This window comes from Caldimonas tepidiphila, assembly GCF_003569765.1.
Taxonomy (GTDB): Bacteria; Pseudomonadota; Gammaproteobacteria; order Burkholderiales; family Burkholderiaceae_C; genus Caldimonas; species Caldimonas tepidiphila.
Genome location: NZ_QXMG01000021.1, coordinates 70,906 through 87,580 on the forward strand (window position 1 = coordinate 70,906; position 16,675 = coordinate 87,580).

Consider the following 16,675-nt stretch of genomic DNA (forward strand, 5'->3'; position numbering starts at 1 on the left):
CTATCCCGCAAGGGGACTGGGCCCCTGCGGCCGCGGCCGCGACGGCCCCACCCCCCTCGATAGAATGACCGCAACACACGCTTTCAAGACCGACCTTCCCATGACGGCTCCAGCCAACACCCCGGGCAAAGACGAACACAAGCCGAGCAACTTCCTGCGCGGCATCATCGAGCGCGACCTCGAGGCGGGAACCTACGCGCAACGGCGCTTCGCCGGCACGCCGGGCGACGCGGCGCACCACGCCGCGGGTCCGCTCGACCCGGCGCGGATCCGCACCCGCTTCCCGCCCGAGCCCAACGGCTACCTGCACGTCGGCCACGCCAAGAGCATCTGCCTGAACTTCGGCCTCGCGCGCGACTACGGCGGCGTCTGCCACATGCGCTTCGACGACACCAACCCCGAGAAGGAGGAGCAGGAGTACGTCGACTCGATCCTCGACGCGGTGCAGTGGCTCGGCTTCGGCTGGGAGGCCAACGGATTCAGCCACCTCTACTACGCGAGCAACTACTTCGACTTCATGTACCGCGCGGCCGAGTACCTGATCGAGGCGGGCCTCGCCTACGTCGACGAGCAGACGCCCGAGGAGATGCGCGCCAACCGCGGCGACTTCACGACGCCCGGCAAGGACAGCCCCTTCCGCGCCCGCAGCCCGCAGGAGAACCTCGCGCGCTTTCGCGAGATGCGCGACGGGAAACATCCCGACGGCGCGATGGTGCTGCGCGCGAAGATCGACATGGCCAGCCCCAACATCAACATGCGGGACCCGGCCATCTACCGCATCAAGCACGCGACGCACCACAACACCGGCGACGCCTGGTGCATCTACCCGATGTACACCTTCGCGCACCCGATCGAGGACGCGCTCGAGCGCATCACGCACAGCCTGTGCACGCTCGAGTTCGAGGACCAGCGGCCCTTCTACGACTGGGTGCTCGAGCGCCTGGCCGAGGGCGGGCTGATCGCGCATCCGCTGCCGCGGCAGTACGAGTTCGCGCGGCTCAACCTGACCTACGTCGTCACCAGCAAGCGCAAGCTCGCGCAGCTCGTCAACGAGGGCCATGTCGACGGCTGGGACGACCCGCGCATGCCGACCATCGTCGGCCTGCGCCGCCGCGGCTACACGCCCGAGGCGCTGCAGCTCTTCGCCGAGCGCATCGGCGTGTCCAAGGCCGACAGCTGGATCGACTACTCCACGCTCGACATCGCGCTGCGCGACGACCTCGAGGGCAAGGCCGCGCGCGCGATGGCGGTGCTCGACCCGGTGAAGCTGAAGCTGACGAACTGGGCCGAGGTGTTCGGCAGCGCCGGGCATCTGGAGTCCTGCAGCGCGCCGGCGCACCCGGCACGGCCCGAGCTCGGCAAGCGCGAGTTCCGCCTCGGCGCCGAGGTCTGGATCGAGCGCGAGGACTTCATGGAGCAGCCCCCGAAGGGCTACCACCGGCTCTACCCGGGCAACAAGGCGCGATTGAAATACGGCTACGTGGTCGAGTGCACCGGCTGCGACAAGGATGAGGCGGGGAACGTCACCGCAGTGCTCGCGAGGCTGATCCCCGACACCAAGAGCGGCACGCCGGGCGCGGACAGCGTCAAGGTCAAGGGCGTGATCACCTGGGTGGGTGCGACGGACGGCGTCGCCGCGGAGGTGCGGCTCTACGACCGCCTGTTCACCGAGGCGCAGCCCGACGCGGGCGGGCGCGACTTCAAGACGGTCCTCAACCCGGACAGCAAGAAGGTCGTCACCGCCTACGTGGAACCCTCGCTCGCGCAGGCCTCGCCCGACACGCGCTTCCAGTTCGAGCGCCACGGCTACTTCGTCGCCGACCGCAAGGACCACTCGGCTGCCTCGCCGGTGTTCAACAAGATCACCGGGCTGAAGGACTCCTGGGCGAAGTGAAGGCCGGGGCGCGGCTGCCGGGTGGCACCCGGCGGCTTGCGCCTGCCTTGCCATGCTGCAGCGCAAAAACGCGCATGCGGCTTTTCACTTGACGGTATTTCCGGCATCCATCGCCTCGGCCCGAACACCCCGGGCTTTGCGGGAGTCGCGCCGCGAAGACCTCCCTGCCTGCCGCGGGAAACCGCGGATCATCGGCGTGTGCGTGCTTTGCTGCACTGCCTCATCCGAGGGCGCCGAACCGGGGGCTGGCGGGCGGGCGGCGCTGCTCGTGCAGCCTGCCGGAGGGCATCGAAGCCCCGGCAGACTTGTAGCAATACGTTGCAGGGTTCGTGTAAGGCAGCCTCGGAATAGTGAACCCCCCGGACTGCAAAACCTGGCATGCCAGTTGCCTGATACCGGGTAACTCGGTTCAAGCCGACCGCTCATGGGACCTCCCGGTACGGATGCAGGCGGCGGGAGCCGGGGGGCTGGAGAACGAAACGCCGGTCGGCGCCCCGTCTCCCCGGCTCGGGCTTTGAGTCAACGAGAACCTTCATGCCGTACCGAACGAAAGGGAGTACACCATGCAAGCTTCCCAGGTGGCTTTGGAACAACGCTACGAGTTGCGTTTCCAGTCGCTCGTCAACGAAGGACGGGGCTATTCCTTCCCCTGCGATGCCTCCGGGAACGTGGACATGAACACCCTGAGCGAGAAGGCTCTCAACAACTATCTTTATGCCCGCGCGGTCATCGGCCTCGAGTTCGCGACGCCGCAGGTGGCTGTCTGTGGCGGGCCGAACTGAAGGACCGCGCCGCGGCCCGACATTTCCTTACGGGTCGGCAGGCGTCGGCCCCTCGGCCGCCCGCTTCCGGTGGGGCGTGGCGCTCCCGGCCTCCCGCTGCACCGCAGCATCACGCCTCGCTGCACCGCAGCATCGCCCCTCGTTTCCTGCCCCTGTTCCCCATGAAAAAGGCCGCCCGACGGGCGGCCTCGCGGCAGCGGCACAGTACCCGTCCTCAGGCCACGTGAAGCTGCGTCCCCGCCGGGTCGCCCAGCAGTTCCATCAGCGGCTCGCCGCTGACGGTCTCATCGACCAGCAGCGCGTCGCGCAGTGCTTCCAGGCTTTTGCGGCGTTGCAGCAAAACCTTCCGGCAGCTCGCCTGCGCCTCCTCCAGGATGCGCCGCGCTTCCTGCAGCAACGCATGCTGGATGTCCGGGCCGATCAGCTCCTTCGGCACGCCGGCCAGGCTCAGCAGCCCGAAGGTCTCGCTGAAGCCGTAAGACCCCACCATCGACGTGGCGAGTTCGGAAGCGCGCTTCAGGTCGTCCGAGGCCCCCGAACAGGTGTTGCCGAAGCACATCAGTTCCGCCTCGCGGCCTGCCAGCATCATCGCCAGGCGCGAATGCAGCTCGGCCTCGCCGTACAGCGGCTCCTCGGTGTGGCGCGTCATGTAGGTCACGCCCAGCGCGCCGCCGCGCGGCTCGATGCTGACGCGCTCGACGCTGCCGGCGTTCAGCACGTGGCCCACCAGCGCGTGGCCGGCCTCGTGCACCGCGATGCGCTCGCGCGTCTCGGCGGTCAGGATGTTCTTGACGGAGGAGACCTCGCCGCCGAGCTGGTGCGCCTCGACCGCCTGGAACAGGTGCTCCTGGTCGACCTGGCGCACGCCGGCTTCCGCTGCGCTCGACGCAGCCTTGTTGACGACGTTGGCGATGTCGGCCGGCGACATGCCCGACGCGGTGCGCGCCAGCGTGCTGAGATCGAGCCCGCTCGAGGCCTTCACCTTGCCGACGTAGAGCGCGAACAGGCGCTCGCGCTCGTGCACCGTCGGCAGCGCCATGCGCACCGTCATGTCGAAGCGGCCCGGGCGGCGCAGCGCCTCGTCGACGTTGTCGGCATGGTTGGTCGCGGCGAGCACGACGACGTTCTCGAGCTTCGAGAAGCCGTCCATCTCGACCAGGATGCGGTTGATGATGCGGTTCTGCTCGCCCTCGCCGCCCGAGGTCTCGCGGCCGCTGTGGCGGCGGCCGAGGCCGTCGACCTCGTCGATGAACAGCACGCAGGGCGCGTTCCTGCGCGCCTCCTCGAACAGCTCGCGCACCTTGTTCACGCCCGCGCCGTACAGCGCCGACGTGAAGTAGGAGCCGTCCACCGCGATGAAGTTGGCGCCGCACTCGCCCGCGAGCGCGCGCGCCAGCAGCGTCTTGCCGGTGCCCGGGGGGCCTTCGAGCAGCACGCCGCGCGGCGGCACCGCGCCGACGTCGACGTAGCGGCCGGGGTCCTTCAGGAAGGCGGTGACGCGGCGCAGCGCCTGCTTGGCCTCGTCGGCGCCGATCACGTCGTCGAAGCGGGTCTCGGGCTTCTCGGCGAGCTTGATGCGGGTCGAGCGCGACTGGCACACGAAGTACCACACCACCCACAGCACGAGGCCGACGAAGCCGACGCGCAGCAGGATCAGGCCCGCCAGCTCCAGCCCGTCGCTGACCTTCTGCGCGTCGGTGCGGGCGTCGATCTCGACATGGGTGAGCGCGAAGCCCTGCTGCACGCTCGCCTCGCCGAGCTTGGCCAGCAGCGGGCTGGCGCAGGGCTCGTCGCTCTTGCAGCCGGTGATCTGCGAGCTGTAGCGGCCGCCCTGGCGGTCGGTGTAGAGGACGCTGCGGCCGTTGACGGCGACGCTGTCGAGCTGGGAGCGCTCGAGCAGCGACTCGAACTGGGAGATGTCGCGCGGGTTGTTCAGCCACTGCTCCGGGGCGCTCTCGTAGAGCAGCGCGGTCGGGCTCTTGCGGCTGTCGGCCTCGTCCGCGATGCGCTGCTTCAGCATCCAGGTGCCGGTGCCGATGGCACCGAGCAGCAGGGCGGCGAGGGAGAACAGGACGAATCGGTTCTTCAGGGCGTTCTTCAGCAAAGACATGGGAAAGGTTTCCGCGTATTCGGAAGCGGCCCGGGAGGCCGGGTAAATACGCTTTACGGCCCGCCAGGAGCCTGCTGAAGAGGCGGGCCCCGGCAAAATTCACGCACGGGGCCGTTTCAGCCATGGCGCGCCGGTCACGACCGGAACACGGCAATCACGTATGGGGGGGCCGGCAGACCCAAGACTTCACGGGTTCGGTGTGCTCGCAGGCACGCCGCGCATCGTAGAGAAAGAGGCGCCAGTTTCCTCAAATCCCCAATGCATCGTTTTGCAAGGGGGTTTGCAGATGGTGTGTTTCCCGATGACGCAGGCGCCGTCCCTCTCAGTCGGCGGCGCGGTCCCCGCTGCGCCACGGCGTCCAGCTCACGCCCGCGCCGAGGCTGAAGTTGCTGCGGTCGCGCAGCAGCGGACTCGCGTCGTTGGCCGCGCCGTGCAGCGACAGCGCACGCAGCCCCGCGAACCAGCTCGCGCTGCGGCCGAGATTGCGGCTGACCGTGAGCTTGAACTCGGTGCCGAGGTAGCCGGCGCGCGCCTCGTAGGCGGGACGCCAGGCGGTCGCCTGCTCCGGGCTCACGCCGTAGAAATAGTGCTGCAGCGAGCGGCTCGCCCAGGTCGGCTGGATACCGAAGGTGACGCGCGCCGGAACGCCCAGCGCCGGGTCGAGCCGCCAGCGCAGTTCCGGATCGACCACCGCGCCGCGGTGCGCGACCCCGCTGAAGTCGGTGGACATCACCGCGCGCGCGTTGAGGTGCAGCGCCGGGCTGCCGGGCCGGTCGCGCAGGCCCTTGTAGACCAGCTGCGGCCCGAGCCCGAACATGTAGTCGAGCGCCGGCATGCCGCGCCGCGCCGGGTTGCTGCGCGAGTTGAAGGCGGCGCTCGCCGACAGGTCGAGCTCCCAGTCGCTGCTGCGTGCGACGCGGCCGCGGATGCTGTTGCCCTCGATGCGCAGCACGTCGCCGCGGTAGATCAGCACTGGCGCGAGCAGCCCGCGCGTCTCGGAGCGGTCGGCCCCGGGATAGTCGGCGACGCGGCCGCCGCCGACGACCAGGCCCGCCTCCCACTTCGGCAGGCCCGGATCGGCGCGCACGAGTGCGGGCCCGGGAAGCAAAGGCGTGCTGGTGGGGTCCTGCGCCAGCGCGGCCAGCGGCAGCAGCGCCGCGAGCGGCAGCAGCGGCCGGAAGGTGAGCGGACGAGGGGACAGTGAACGAGGGCTCGGCATGCAGGAAGCTCCGCCGCCCGCTCGTCGCGCGGGCGCTGACCCGCACTGTAGCGGGCGGGCACGGACCTGGCATGCCACGGGCACCGCCCGTTCCCGGCCTCCCAGCGGGCGGGTGCAACAATAAGTGTCCCCGTTCCGTTCCGCCACGAACCATGCGTCCCCGCCGCCTCGCCCTTCCCGTCCTCCTTGCCGCCACGCTGCTCGGCGGCTGCGCCGACCTGCCGCTGTGGATGGTCGCGCAGCAGCGCTCGTCCATCGCCGACCACCGCCGCTTCGACAACGCCCCGATCGCGCGCGCCGCGCAGCCCTCGCCGCTGCCCGCCGAGCCGCAGGCGGCGCTGCGCCTGCCGCAGGGCGCCGCCGGCGAGAGCTTCGACGCGCGGCTCGAGCGCAACGGCACGGTGGCCTTCGTCGTCGTGCAGCGCGGCCGGGTGGTGCACGAGCGCTACTTCCACGGCTTCGAGCGCGACAGCCTCGGCACCTCGTTCTCGGTCGCGAAGTCGGTGGTCTCGGCGCTCGTCGGCATCGCGCTACACGAGGGCAGGATCGGCAGCGTCGACGATCCGATCACGCGCTACCTGCCCGAGCTGCTGCGCAACGATGCGCGCTTCGCCGACGTGACGCTGCGCCACCTGCTGGAGATGCGCAGCGGCATCGCCTTCGAGGAAGGCTACCGCACGCCCTGGGCCGACGCGGCGCGCTTCTACTTGACGCCGGAGCTCGCGCCGAAGGTGGCCGGACTGCGCATCGGGCGGCCGGCCGGCGAGGCCTACCACTACAGCAGCGGCGACACGCAGCTGCTCGGCATGGCGATCGAACGCGCCACCGGGATGCCGCTCGCCCGTTACGCCGAGCAGCGGCTGTGGCAGCCGATGGGCGCGGCCTTCGACGCGAGCTGGAGCCTCGACAGCGCCGCCCAAGGCCAGGCCAAGGCCTTCTGCTGCCTGAACGCGCGCGCGCTCGACTTCGCGCGCCTCGGGCTGGTGTTCCTCCACGGCGGCCGCTTCAACGGGCAGCAGGTGGTACCCGCCGACTGGGTCGCGCAGAGCACCGCGGCGCGCGAGCGCCCTGCGGCGGACAGCGAGGCCTCGCGCTGGAACCTGGAGCTGCCCGGCACGCCGCTGGCGGCCTTCTACGCCTGGCAGTGGCGCCGCCACCCGGTGGCCGCGCCCGGCACGCCGCTCGGCGTGCGCCCCGGGCCGAACTTCTACGCGCGGGGCCAGCACGGCCAGTACGTCTTCGTCGCGCCGCAGCAGGAGATGGTGATCGTGCGCCTCGGCAGGGAGCGCGGCACCGAGAACTGGCCGGCGCTGCTCGACGAGCTCGCGGCGCTGAACCCGCCGGCCGCGCCGCGGCAGCCCTGAAGCGCGCCGGCTGGTGCGGGCTGCAGCCGCAGCCTGCGCTCAGGCGTGCTTCGCGGTGCCGCTCATGCGCTGCACCAGCGTGACGACCCCCAGCACCAGTGCGCCGGCGACGAGCCCGGCCAGCCCGTCCGCGAGCAGGCCGGCCAGCAGCTCCAGCACCCCGCCGCCCGCCGCTGCGGCGCCGTGCACCACGCGCTCGACGAGGTGGTGCAGGAAGGGGATGCCGTGCGTCAGGATGCCGCCGCCGACAAGGAACATCGCCGCGGTGCCGGCCAGCGACAGCGCCTTCATCAGCCATGGTGCGGTGCTCAGGATCGCCCCGCCCAGGCCGCGCTGGAAGCGCGCGAAGCCGCCCTCCCCGGTCTTGCCGCTCAGGTGCACGCCGGCGTCATCGAGCTTGACGATCCCGGCGACCAGCCCGTAGACGCCCACCGTCATCAACACCGCGATGCCCACCAGCACCGCGACGCGGGTCAGGATGGGCGCGTCGGCGACGATGCCGAGCGTGATAGCGATGATCTCGGCCGACAGGATGAAGTCGGTGCGCACGGCGCCCTTGATCTTGTCCTTCTCCAGTGCGACGAGGTCCACCTTCGGATCGGTGAGCGCCTGGCGCAGCTCCTGCTCGTGCGCGCGGTCCTCCTCGGAATGATGGAGGAAGCGGTGCGCGAGCTTCTCGAAGCCCTCGTAGCAGAGGAAGGCTCCGCCGATCATCAGCAGCGGCGTCACGAGCCAGGGCACGAAGGCGCTGATGAGCAGCGCCAGCGGCACGAGGATCACCTTGTTGAGCATCGAGCCCTTGGCCACCGCCCACACCACCGGCAGCTCGCGGTCGGCGCTCACGCCGGTGACCTGCTGCGCATTGAGCGCGAGATCGTCGCCGAGCACGCCGCTGGTCTTCTTGGCGGCGAGCTTGGTCAGCACGGCGACGTCGTCGAGCACCGAAGCGATGTCGTCGATCAGGGCGAGAAGGGTGGATGCGGCCAAGCGTGCGCTCCTTGAGTCCGTGGATCGGAGAGGTCCAGGCACTGCAGTCCTGCGACCCGGGAACATCCTAGCCGCTTCCCCTTGCAAGCAACGTGCGCGGCACGCCACAGCGCATGCACGAACTCAGGCAATCGAAACCGCAAGGCGCCCTCGAGGACATCCCGATCAGGCGGGACCGGCGGGCGGGCCCGCTGCCCGCCCCTGCCGCTCACCAGTGCGCCTCGCGCTCCGGCGTCGCGCTGATGCGGTGGATGCTGAGGTCGGCGCCGTCGAACTCCTCCTCGGGCGACAGCCTCAGGCCCATCGTCGCGCGCAGCGCGCCGTAGACCGCGAGGCCGCCCGCGAAGGCCCAGGCCACGCCGAGCAGCGTGCCGACGAGCTGCGACATGAAGCTCACGCCGCCCGCGCCGCCGAAGGCGGTGTGGCCGAAGATGCCGGCGGCGATGCCGCCCCAGGCGCCGCACAGCCCGTGCAGCGGCCACACGCCGAGCACGTCGTCGATGCGCCAGCGGTTCTGCGTCAGCGTGAACAGCAGCACGAACAGGCCGCCGGCCACCGCGCCGACCACCAGCGCGCCCGCCGGGTGCATCAGGTCGGAGCCCGCGCACACCGCCACCAGCCCCGCGAGCGGCCCGTTGTGCACGAAGCCCGGGTCGTTGCGCCCGAACACCAGCGCCGCGAGCGTGCCGCCGACCATCGCCATCAGCGAGTTCACCGCGACCAGGCCCGAGATCTTGTCGAGCGTCTGCGCGCTCATCACGTTGAAGCCGAACCAGCCCACCGCCAGGATCCAGGCGCCGAGCGCGAGGAAGGGGATGCTCGAGGGCGGGTGCGCGCTGATCGCGCCGTCCTTGCGGTAGCGGTTGTGGCGCGGCCCGAGCCACAGCACCGCCGCGAGCCCGATCCAGCCGCCCACCGCATGCACGACGACGCTGCCGGCGAAGTCGTGGAACTCGGCGCCGAAGCTCGCCGCGAGCCAGGCCTGCACGCCGAAGCGCTGGTTCCAGGCCACGCCCTCGAAGAGCGGGTAGATCACGCCGACGATCGCGGCGGTGGCCAGCAGCTGCGGCACGAAGCGCGCGCGCTCGGCGATGCCGCCCGAGACGATCGCGGGGATCGCCGCGGCGAAGGTCAGCAGGAAGAAGAACTTCATCAGCCCGTAGCCGTTGTCGGCCGCGAGCGTCGTCGCACCGCTGAAGAAGTCGATGCCGTAGGCGACCGTGTAGCCGACGAAGAAGTAGGCGACGGTGGAGACGGAGAAGTCGGTCAGGATCTTCACCAGCGCGTTGACCTGGTTCTTCTGGCGCACGGTGCCCAGCTCCAGGAAGGCGAAGCCGGCATGCATCGCCAGCACCATGATCCCGCCCAACAAAACGAAGAGCGCATCCGCGCCCTGCTTCAAGCCGTCCATCGTTGTCCCTTCTAAGACGCTCGGCGTGCACCCGACCCCATCCGGTGCATCGCGCACCGACCCCTCTCGCGAGCGCACCAAGAATGCAAGACCGATGCCTAAAATGGTGCGCACTATTTCCGGGAGATACGGACGCACGCCCCGATTTCGGGCGCGACGGAAGCGCTGGATGCACCAAGGATGTGTCCGACCCCAAAGTGGTGCGGCCGGCGCCGCTGCCTTCCTGCCCCAGGTGCAGCGCAGCCTCCTCCCCGCCGCATTGCGCCGGGGCGCACGGTCGCGTCGTGCGCAGGGCGAAGCCGCCGCGCGACCGCGGCGGCGGGGACGGCCGGGTAGCATGAGGCCATGAACCTGATCTACATCGCCGACCCCATGTGCTCCTGGTGCTACGGATTCACCAAGCCCATGGAAGCGCTGCTCGCCGATCCCGGCGACGCGGCCCCGCTGCAGCTCGCGCTCGTGATGGGCGGCCTGCGCCCCTACACCACCGAGCCGCTCGCGGCGGCCACCGCCGGGGAGATCTTCGAGCACTGGCGCCACGTGCACGAGGCTAGCGGCCTGCCCTTCGCGCCGGCACCGAACACCGCGCTGCACCGGCCCGGCTTCGTCTACGACACCGAGCCGGCGAGCCGCGCCGTCGTCGCGGTGCGCTCGCGCTGGCCGAAGCTGGTGTGGCGCTACTTCAAGTCGGTGCAGCAGGCCTTCTACGCCGGCGGGCAGGACGTGACGCAGCGCGACGTGCTGGTCGACCTCGCCGAGCCGCTCGGCATCCCGCTCAAGGAGTTCGAGGCGGCCTTCGATTCCGACGAGATGCGCGAGGCGGCGCGCGCCGACTTCGCGCAGTGCCAGGCCTGGGGGCTGCGCGGCTTCCCAGCACTGGTGGCCGAGCACGGCGGCGAGCTGCACCTGGTGGCGCAGGGCTACACGCAGGCCGAGACGCTGCGCGAGCGGCTCGCCGAGCTGGCCCGCTCCGGGGGCGGGAACCTGCATTGAGCGGCGACGGCCCGGTCTTCGCCGCGCGCGTCGAGCCGGCCGGCTGGCGCTTCGACGCGCCGGCCTCGCGGCCGCTGCTGCTGGCGGCGCTCGCCGCCGGCATCCGGCTGCCGAGCTCCTGCCGCAACGGCACCTGCCGCGCCTGCATCTGCCGGCTCGCGAGCGGCCGGGTGAGCTACCGCATCGAGTGGCCGGGGCTGAGCGCGGAGGAAAAGCGCGAGGGCTTCATCCTGCCCTGCGTGGCGCATCCCGAAGGGGACCTCGTCGTCGAGGTGCCCCATGCCGGGAGGATCGACGACACGCCGGGACGCTGAACCGGCCCTGGCGTGGCGACACCGCCGCCGCTCAGTGCGGCGGCCTCCCGGAGCGCCGGGCCGCCCGGCCGATCACCTCGCGGGCGAGCAGCTCGGCCGCGAGCGCCGGCTCCAGCGGCGTGCGGCACAGGCCGGCGTGCCGGTAGTGCAGGTTCTCGTACAGCTCGGCGGCCGCCGGGAAGGCGTCGAGCACCGCCTGCAGCGCGGCATCCGCGGGCGCGGCCTCGAGCGCCTGCCTCAGCCGCTCGGCCACGTCCCGGTACTGCGCCGGCGATACGCCGGCCGGGCTGCGCTCGAGCCGCTCGAGCAGGCGCGCAAGCACGACCACGATCTCGAGATGGGGCGGAATCCGCTGTGCCTGGATGATGTTCATCGTGTAGACCCCCGTGCGCCTCGTGGGCGCAGCGTCGTTTCCTGGATGACAGGGAGATGGGGGGTCCCGGCCGCCAGTTCAAGGCGGCCCGTGGCGCGGCGGCGCGGCCGAGCGGGGGCTCACTCCAGCGTGAAGCCGGCCTTGATCGTCACCTGCCAGTGCGCGACGCGGCCTTCCTCGACATGGCCGCGCGTCTCGATCACCTCAAACCAGCGGATGTTGCGCACGCTCTGGCTCGCCTTGGCGAGCGCGGTCTGCACCGCGTGCTCGATGCCGGTGGGCGACGAGCCGGTCAGCTCGATGGTCTTGTAGACATGGTCGTTGCTCATGGGCCTGCTCCTTGGGGGACGACGATGACGAACGGCGCGCGGCGCCGGTTCAGGGCTTGGAGGACGGCGGCGCGGACTCGCCCGGGGCGGCCGCGCCGCCCTGGCGCAGGCCCTCGGACATGCCGATCAGCACGCCGCTGACGAGCGCAGCGTAGCTCTCCATCAGTGCCTGCCCTGCCTTGAGGCCCATTGCGCGGCTGTCGCGCATCGCGTTCTGGGTCTGCTGCATCAGCTGCGCGACGGTTGCCTGGGCCTGCGTGCCGGTGTCGGTGCCCTTCATGCGCATCGACTCGAGCACCTGCTGCCACGGCCCCTGCAGCGGCGTGCCGGTGCTCTGCGCGGTCTTGCTGACGGTGGAGATGAACACGTCCTCGAGCTTCTGCAGGTCATCGAGCGCATGCTGCAGCTGCCCCTGCTGCAGCCCGACGCCCTGGTCGACGAACTGCTGCAGCGCGCGGCGGTTCGCCTCGACCGCCTGCAGCAGCGCGGCATCCATGCCGGCGAAGGCCTTGGACAGCAGCGCCTCGGCATCGACCTGCGGGCCGGCCTGCTGCGCGACGCCGCTGGTGGCCGCCTGCGTGACGGTCTTGAGCACGCTGCGGATGTTCTGCAGCGTCAGCTCGCGCCCCTGCAGCGCCTTGAGCGTCGCGTCGCTGACGGCCTTGCGCAGCGCCTCGCCCTGCTGCGTGCTCGCCTGCGAGAACATCTCGATCAGCGCGTCGGTGTTGATGGGGGACTTCGCCATGCGGCTCTCCTCGGTGGTTGTGGATCGACAAGCCTTGCAGTGATACCGCTTGCGGCGCAGCGAGGCAAGAACCCGGGTGCAGTAGCACCTGACCGGGCCGGGCCCCCGGGAGTCCCGCCCCCGCCGGCGACACGCCGCGGCCGGCCCGCCTACACTGCACGGCCCCTCCACCCCGCCGGCCCCCGGCGCGACCCCGATGCTGCAACTGAAGTACTTGGGCGGCTATCCCGAAGAGCTGCTCGGCCGCGTGCGCGAGCTGATCGAGCAGGAGCGCCTCGGCGAGATGCTCGCGCGCAAGTACGCGGAGGCGCACGAGGTGCGCACCGACCGCGCGCTCTACGACTACTGCTGCGAGCTCAAGCAGCGCTTCATGCGCAATGCCGAGCCGCTGTCCAAGGTGGCCTACGACAACCGGCTGCAGGTGATCCGCCACGCGCTCGGCACGCACACCGCGGTGTCGCGGGTGCAGGGCGGGCGGCTCAAGGCCAAGCGCGAGATCCGCATCGCCAGCGTGTTCCGCGAGGCACCGGCGGACTTCCTGAGGATGATCGTCGTGCACGAGCTCGCGCACCTGAAGGAAAAGGCGCACGACAAGGCCTTCTACCAGCTGTGCACGCACATGGCGCCCGACTACCACCAGCTCGAGTTCGACCTGCGCCTGTGGCTGACGCAGCAGGAGCTGGCCGGCCGGACGCTGGAGCCGTGAACCCGGCAGCCGCCGGCGCGCGGAACGTCCTCACCCCGGGCTGCGTCCAAACCCCATGAGCGATTCACCCGGCCCGCCGCTGCCCTCCGAGGAGGAGGTCGAGTTCACCGCGATCCGGGCCCAGGGCTCGGGCGGACAGAACGTCAATAAAGTCTCATGCGCCGTCCATCTGCGCTTTGACATCCGGGCGTCATCACTTCCACAAGAGGTGAAGGAACGGCTGCTGACGCTTCCTGATCAGCGAGTGAGCAAGGATGGAGTCATCGTCATCAAGGCGCAGGCTGCGCGTAGCCAAGAACAGAACAAGGTCGAAGCCCTGAGGCGTCTGCAAGAACTGGTGGCCGAAGCGGCGCACGTACAGCGAGCACGCCGGCCCACCAAGCCGACATACGGGTCAAAACAGCGCCGTTTGCAAAGCAAGTCGATACGTTCCGGGGTGAAGGCGGGACGGACAAAGGTCACAGAATAAAAGAACAGTGTCCGAGGCGGCAAAGGACTGCTGCCCTCGCTGAAGGCTTCAGATTGCGCAGTACCGCTTGACGGTGGCGGGAGACAGTCTGAAGTGTTCCGCAGTCTTGGCGATGCTGGCGCTGTTGGCATCCCGCCATGCCTTCACCTTCGCAGGATCGTCTTTTACGGGCCTTCCAAGCGATTCCTTTCCCCTGTGGGTCAGGCCAGTCTCTGCAAGGGCTTGGCGGGCCTTCTGGCGCCCTGCTTCGCACCGTTCTGCGATCCGGGCTCGCTCCATGTCCGCGACTTGCGCCAGCACTGCGAGGATGAGTTCGCCCACGCCTTTGGCGATGCGACCAAGGCCGCGGACTTCCACTGCCACGCCACGTTCCAGCAGTGCGCGAACAGTCTGCTGAACATCGAGTGCATCTCTGCCCAACCTATCGACGGCGTACACATGAACTTCGTCGCCTTCCCGAACGTACTTCAGCAGGGAAGCGAAGCCGGGGCGCTGTGCTGCGGGCGTCGAGCCACTGATTCCTTCGTCAGCAAATTCCTTGTTGAAGCTGCCTCCGAGCGCATGGCGCTGTGCCTCAATGGACTGATCCGAGGTTGAGACTCGGAAGTAGGCGATGCGGCTGCTCATGGAGGTTCCTGTTTGGCTCATAAGATCCGTGTTAATTATGAGCCAGTATCAGAAGCATGTAAAGCTATCTTTTGAGCCATACTGAGGGCCACTTCTCGGGGTGGCTCAGAACTTACAAGTTTTGACCTGGACGGCAACTGCCGCCTTGAGGGACAGTGCCTTCTCCCACCGCACCGAGAAAAACCAACTGTCTTGTGTGGTTTTGCACAACCAAGAGTCAGTGCCATGCAGATTTTTTTGATTTTTACAAAGAGTAGTAGAAGATCAACGACTTACAATCGCCATCAACAGACTTATCCACAGCTTTATGCACAAAGTTAACAAGAATTCTTTGGATGGGGGTGGGAAAACCCCCACCCACTTGTAGACTGTCTCTGCTGATTGCTGTAGGGGCATCCTTGTCGCAGGCATCACGATGCCCCCAAAAGACCCGAAACACTACCCGTAGGGGGTTGATGAGCTTTGAGACACTATATATAGTGTCCGCCGTGGTATCCTGCTCTTGCTGATGCGGGTCTGCCCTGCTGTCAGACGGGCAACATCAGCGGCAGAAAAAGAAAAACCGCCCTGAGGCTGTAGGAGGCCTCGGGCGGTTCGGTAAGCGGAAGGTCGGAAGCCTGCGGCTGCCTTCCCCCACTTGCACTTCTTGGCGGAAGTAGGTGGCAACAATAGCCCGGGACTGCATTTTTCGCAAGTGCGGAATGTGCGGTCGCAGCACACAGGCGTGTTTTTCACATTGTGAAAGGATGTGCTGTGAGCGACACTGAGTACGTTTACACGCCCTACATCACGCTGAAGAACGGAAAGCGTCTTTATGCTCGCCAAGTGGGCAAGACGGTCTTCCGTTTCAAGGCGAGTGACAAGAAAAAAGACCAAAACAAGAAGCGTTGAGGTCACCCAAAAGGGGTGCTGCTTTCGGGCAGCGCCCCTTTCTCATTTTGCGTTCCTGCTTTACTTGGAGGCTTACTCGGCGGTCTTCAGCTTCAGGTGACAAGATATTACTCCCCCGATGTTGAACGGTGCTTGGAATCCATCCAAGATCACTTCATAACCGTCGAGGACGTACTTCTGAAGCTCGGTGTAGAACGTCACTTCGTTCCGGGTCCAGATTTCTACTGTCTCGGGCTTCGCCTGCTTGGTGCTGGGCTTGCTCATGCTGTTGCCTCCTTCACGATGAATCCGGCCCGCTTCTGACTGAGGGCGTAGAAGCTCCGCCACTTGTGCCTGAGTCGGTAGAGCATCACTTTCAAGTTCTGTACCGTCCACTCGCACCCCTTGATTGTTTTGTACCCCTCCTGATTCAGCGTCTCACAGATTTCCGCATAGCGGCATCCTTCCTCAATGAGAGTCTTGATCCTTCGGATCGCTTTGTCTGCTTGAGCCTGATTCAGTGTCTTCTGTTCATTCATTGTTGTCTCCTTCACTTCCTATTTGCACCGGGGGTAGTCACCCATCATCCGGTGCTAAGTTATTGATTTATAAGGCATCTTCGATGCTGCTTATGCGTTGTTTATGTATGCATTTCACATGCAGCAGCACACCCCATGCGACATAGCACTCCCTTTATGCACTCTCTGCACGGGGTCAACGTCTAACATGGGGTTCACTAAACTCGCACGCGTTGCGTGTTTCTGCTTTGTTCAGGTCGAAGATGTATTCTGTAGTGGATTGAAGCGCCTGAAAGCATGGCGTCCACCGAGGGAAAAGTACGCGATCCGTGCATCCGCACATTTTTAAGACCGGCCCCACTGGCTGAGTTCTTCTGTCTGTTGGCCGCAAAAAACCCAAGGTCTTGCAGTCGCCGGGATCGCCGGCCCATGCCTTGAGTCAAGTAAACCGGGCCAAACCGCGCTTGCCCGACGCATTGCAATACTTCCGCGCGCTTGTCAGATTCCGTCCAAAAACATGCAAAAACCGCATGAGTTTGACCCCGAATTGGGCTTGGATTCCTACTCTCTCGGAAGGCGTTCGACGTACCGCACGCCATGGCATCCGCCAGGATGAGCAGCCGTCTATGTGTTTGTGCTGTGTGTTGACCCGAATCCTGCTGAATGCAGGGAGGATCAGAAGTGAGGCTGAGAAAGCGAGTTCTCAGACACTTTGCAGTATACCACGAGTACCCCGCTTTGTCAAGTGGTTATAACTCACTTTCACCCCATTTTGTGGCATGCAGCGGAGTCCGAGGGCCTCTGGGCGATTCTTTTGGCGCGATGTTGTCTACCCTTTCACCTATGCGAAATGACGCTACTGCGGGCCTTCTGGCGCGTCTGGAGGACGTCTTTTGCTCGCTGGCGCCTGATTCGTCACGAAGCTCAGCTTGGCTCATCCTGTGAGACTGTCGACCACTACGCT

18 protein-coding genes are annotated in these 16,675 nt (G+C 67.6%); 8 read left to right on the plus strand and 10 right to left on the minus strand.

Features of this window, described 5'->3' with window-relative positions; translation table 11 throughout:
* Positions 1-100 precede the first annotated feature (100 nt).
* Together D3A59_RS14730 and D3A59_RS14735 are read left to right on the plus strand one after the other, a co-directional pair.
* The gene (locus D3A59_RS14730; protein ID WP_119155698.1) at positions 101-1,894 is read left to right on the plus strand and encodes a glutamine--tRNA ligase/YqeY domain fusion protein; all 1,794 of its coding nucleotides are present in this window, start codon (positions 101-103) and stop codon (positions 1,892-1,894) included.
* A gap of 563 nt (positions 1,895-2,457) precedes the next feature.
* Positions 2,458-2,676, plus strand: a complete 219-nt coding sequence (locus tag D3A59_RS14735) for a hypothetical protein (protein ID WP_119155699.1) — start codon at positions 2,458-2,460, stop codon at positions 2,674-2,676.
* A gap of 214 nt (positions 2,677-2,890) precedes the next feature.
* On the opposite strand, the gene D3A59_RS14740 is transcribed toward D3A59_RS14735, so the two are convergent.
* A complete protein-coding gene (locus D3A59_RS14740) occupies positions 2,891-4,786 on the minus strand; it encodes an ATP-dependent metallopeptidase FtsH/Yme1/Tma family protein (RefSeq protein ID WP_119155700.1) in 1,896 nt (631 codons plus the stop codon).
* A 322-nt stretch (positions 4,787-5,108) separates the two neighbouring features.
* Positions 5,109-6,005 carry a MipA/OmpV family protein gene (locus D3A59_RS14745; protein ID WP_119155701.1) on the minus strand — a complete coding sequence of 299 codons (897 nt, stop codon included), beginning with the start codon at positions 6,003-6,005 and terminating at the stop codon, positions 5,109-5,111.
* Between the two features lie 152 nt (positions 6,006-6,157).
* Between D3A59_RS14745 and D3A59_RS14750 the strand changes: the two genes are divergently transcribed.
* On the plus strand, positions 6,158-7,369 hold the full coding sequence (locus D3A59_RS14750) for a serine hydrolase domain-containing protein (RefSeq protein WP_157991537.1): 1,212 nt from the start codon (positions 6,158-6,160) through the stop codon (positions 7,367-7,369).
* 39 nt (positions 7,370-7,408) lie between these two features.
* Here D3A59_RS14750 and D3A59_RS14755 read toward each other — a convergent pair whose 3' ends face one another.
* Together D3A59_RS14755 and D3A59_RS14760 are read right to left on the minus strand one after the other, a co-directional pair.
* Positions 7,409-8,356, minus strand: coding sequence for a DUF808 domain-containing protein (locus D3A59_RS14755; protein ID WP_119155703.1), 948 nt, complete (start codon positions 8,354-8,356; stop codon positions 7,409-7,411).
* 208 nt (positions 8,357-8,564) lie between these two features.
* Positions 8,565-9,767 carry an ammonium transporter gene (locus tag D3A59_RS14760; RefSeq protein WP_119155704.1) on the minus strand — a complete coding sequence of 401 codons (1,203 nt, stop codon included), beginning with the start codon at positions 9,765-9,767 and terminating at the stop codon, positions 8,565-8,567.
* A 345-nt stretch (positions 9,768-10,112) separates the two neighbouring features.
* On the opposite strand from D3A59_RS14760, the gene D3A59_RS14765 reads away from it, so the two are divergent.
* Both D3A59_RS14765 and D3A59_RS14770 read left to right on the plus strand, forming a co-directional pair.
* Entirely contained in the window at positions 10,113-10,760 is a 648-nt protein-coding gene (locus D3A59_RS14765) for a DsbA family protein (RefSeq protein ID WP_119155705.1), read from the plus strand.
* Positions 10,757-11,074 (plus strand): 2Fe-2S iron-sulfur cluster-binding protein, encoded by a 318-nt coding sequence (locus D3A59_RS14770; protein WP_119155706.1) that lies wholly within the window; start codon positions 10,757-10,759, stop codon positions 11,072-11,074. Before D3A59_RS14765 ends, D3A59_RS14770 begins: the two co-directional genes overlap by 4 nt.
* Before the next feature lie 31 nt (positions 11,075-11,105).
* Here D3A59_RS14770 and D3A59_RS14775 read toward each other — a convergent pair whose 3' ends face one another.
* From D3A59_RS14775 to D3A59_RS14785, 3 genes are all read right to left on the minus strand, one after another.
* Complete coding sequence (locus D3A59_RS14775) at positions 11,106-11,447, minus strand: hypothetical protein (protein ID WP_119155707.1); 342 nt, start codon at positions 11,445-11,447, stop codon at positions 11,106-11,108.
* A gap of 119 nt (positions 11,448-11,566) precedes the next feature.
* Positions 11,567-11,776, minus strand: coding sequence for a dodecin (locus D3A59_RS14780; protein WP_119155708.1), 210 nt, complete (start codon positions 11,774-11,776; stop codon positions 11,567-11,569).
* A 49-nt stretch (positions 11,777-11,825) separates the two neighbouring features.
* Complete coding sequence (locus D3A59_RS14785; RefSeq protein WP_119155709.1) at positions 11,826-12,521, minus strand: DUF6781 family protein; 696 nt, start codon at positions 12,519-12,521, stop codon at positions 11,826-11,828.
* A gap of 196 nt (positions 12,522-12,717) precedes the next feature.
* On the opposite strand from D3A59_RS14785, the gene D3A59_RS14790 reads away from it, so the two are divergent.
* Positions 12,718-13,227: a M48 metallopeptidase family protein gene (locus D3A59_RS14790; RefSeq protein WP_119155710.1), complete on the plus strand. Its 510-nt coding sequence runs from the start codon at positions 12,718-12,720 to the stop codon at positions 13,225-13,227.
* Positions 13,228-13,282: 55 nt separating this feature from the next.
* Complete coding sequence (arfB, locus tag D3A59_RS14795) at positions 13,283-13,696, plus strand: alternative ribosome rescue aminoacyl-tRNA hydrolase ArfB (protein WP_119155711.1); 414 nt, start codon at positions 13,283-13,285, stop codon at positions 13,694-13,696.
* A gap of 48 nt (positions 13,697-13,744) precedes the next feature.
* On the opposite strand, the gene D3A59_RS14800 is transcribed toward arfB, so the two are convergent.
* Positions 13,745-14,323 carry a recombinase family protein gene (locus tag D3A59_RS14800; RefSeq protein WP_119155712.1) on the minus strand — a complete coding sequence of 193 codons (579 nt, stop codon included), beginning with the start codon at positions 14,321-14,323 and terminating at the stop codon, positions 13,745-13,747.
* 753 nt (positions 14,324-15,076) lie between these two features.
* Here D3A59_RS14800 and D3A59_RS25845 point away from each other — a divergent pair.
* Entirely contained in the window at positions 15,077-15,214 is a 138-nt protein-coding gene (locus tag D3A59_RS25845; RefSeq protein WP_170162351.1) for a hypothetical protein, read from the plus strand.
* 72 nt (positions 15,215-15,286) lie between these two features.
* Here D3A59_RS25845 and D3A59_RS14805 read toward each other — a convergent pair whose 3' ends face one another.
* Both D3A59_RS14805 and D3A59_RS14810 read right to left on the minus strand, forming a co-directional pair.
* Positions 15,287-15,478 carry a hypothetical protein gene (locus D3A59_RS14805; protein ID WP_119155713.1) on the minus strand — a complete coding sequence of 64 codons (192 nt, stop codon included), beginning with the start codon at positions 15,476-15,478 and terminating at the stop codon, positions 15,287-15,289.
* Positions 15,475-15,732 (minus strand): recombinase family protein, encoded by a 258-nt coding sequence (locus D3A59_RS14810; protein WP_119155714.1) that lies wholly within the window; start codon positions 15,730-15,732, stop codon positions 15,475-15,477. Before D3A59_RS14810 ends, D3A59_RS14805 begins: the two co-directional genes overlap by 4 nt.
* Positions 15,733-16,675: the final 943 nt, after the last annotated feature.

What these genes read in the sequence shown, in the direction of transcription:
- D3A59_RS14745 (WP_119155701.1), bottom strand. Translation starts at nt 6,005, where the DNA reads ATGCCGAGCCCTCGTTCACTGTCCCCTCGTCCGCTCACCTTCCGGCCG.
- D3A59_RS14765 (WP_119155705.1), top strand. Translation starts at nt 10,113, where the DNA reads ATGAACCTGATCTACATCGCCGACCCCATGTGCTCCTGGTGCTACGGA.
- D3A59_RS14740 (WP_119155700.1), bottom strand. Translation starts at nt 4,786, where the DNA reads ATGTCTTTGCTGAAGAACGCCCTGAAGAACCGATTCGTCCTGTTCTCC.
- D3A59_RS14810 (WP_119155714.1), bottom strand. Translation starts at nt 15,732, where the DNA reads ATGAATGAACAGAAGACACTGAATCAGGCTCAAGCAGACAAAGCGATC.
- D3A59_RS14790 (WP_119155710.1), top strand. Translation starts at nt 12,718, where the DNA reads ATGCTGCAACTGAAGTACTTGGGCGGCTATCCCGAAGAGCTGCTCGGC.
- D3A59_RS14735 (WP_119155699.1), top strand. Translation starts at nt 2,458, where the DNA reads ATGCAAGCTTCCCAGGTGGCTTTGGAACAACGCTACGAGTTGCGTTTC.
- D3A59_RS14805 (WP_119155713.1), bottom strand. Translation starts at nt 15,478, where the DNA reads ATGAGCAAGCCCAGCACCAAGCAGGCGAAGCCCGAGACAGTAGAAATC.
- arfB (WP_119155711.1), top strand. Translation starts at nt 13,283, where the DNA reads ATGAGCGATTCACCCGGCCCGCCGCTGCCCTCCGAGGAGGAGGTCGAG.
- D3A59_RS14775 (WP_119155707.1), bottom strand. Translation starts at nt 11,447, where the DNA reads ATGAACATCATCCAGGCACAGCGGATTCCGCCCCATCTCGAGATCGTG.
- D3A59_RS14780 (WP_119155708.1), bottom strand. Translation starts at nt 11,776, where the DNA reads ATGAGCAACGACCATGTCTACAAGACCATCGAGCTGACCGGCTCGTCG.
- D3A59_RS14760 (WP_119155704.1), bottom strand. Translation starts at nt 9,767, where the DNA reads ATGGACGGCTTGAAGCAGGGCGCGGATGCGCTCTTCGTTTTGTTGGGC.
- D3A59_RS14750 (WP_157991537.1), top strand. Translation starts at nt 6,158, where the DNA reads ATGCGTCCCCGCCGCCTCGCCCTTCCCGTCCTCCTTGCCGCCACGCTG.
- D3A59_RS14730 (WP_119155698.1), top strand. Translation starts at nt 101, where the DNA reads ATGACGGCTCCAGCCAACACCCCGGGCAAAGACGAACACAAGCCGAGC.
- D3A59_RS14785 (WP_119155709.1), bottom strand. Translation starts at nt 12,521, where the DNA reads ATGGCGAAGTCCCCCATCAACACCGACGCGCTGATCGAGATGTTCTCG.
- D3A59_RS14800 (WP_119155712.1), bottom strand. Translation starts at nt 14,323, where the DNA reads ATGAGCAGCCGCATCGCCTACTTCCGAGTCTCAACCTCGGATCAGTCC.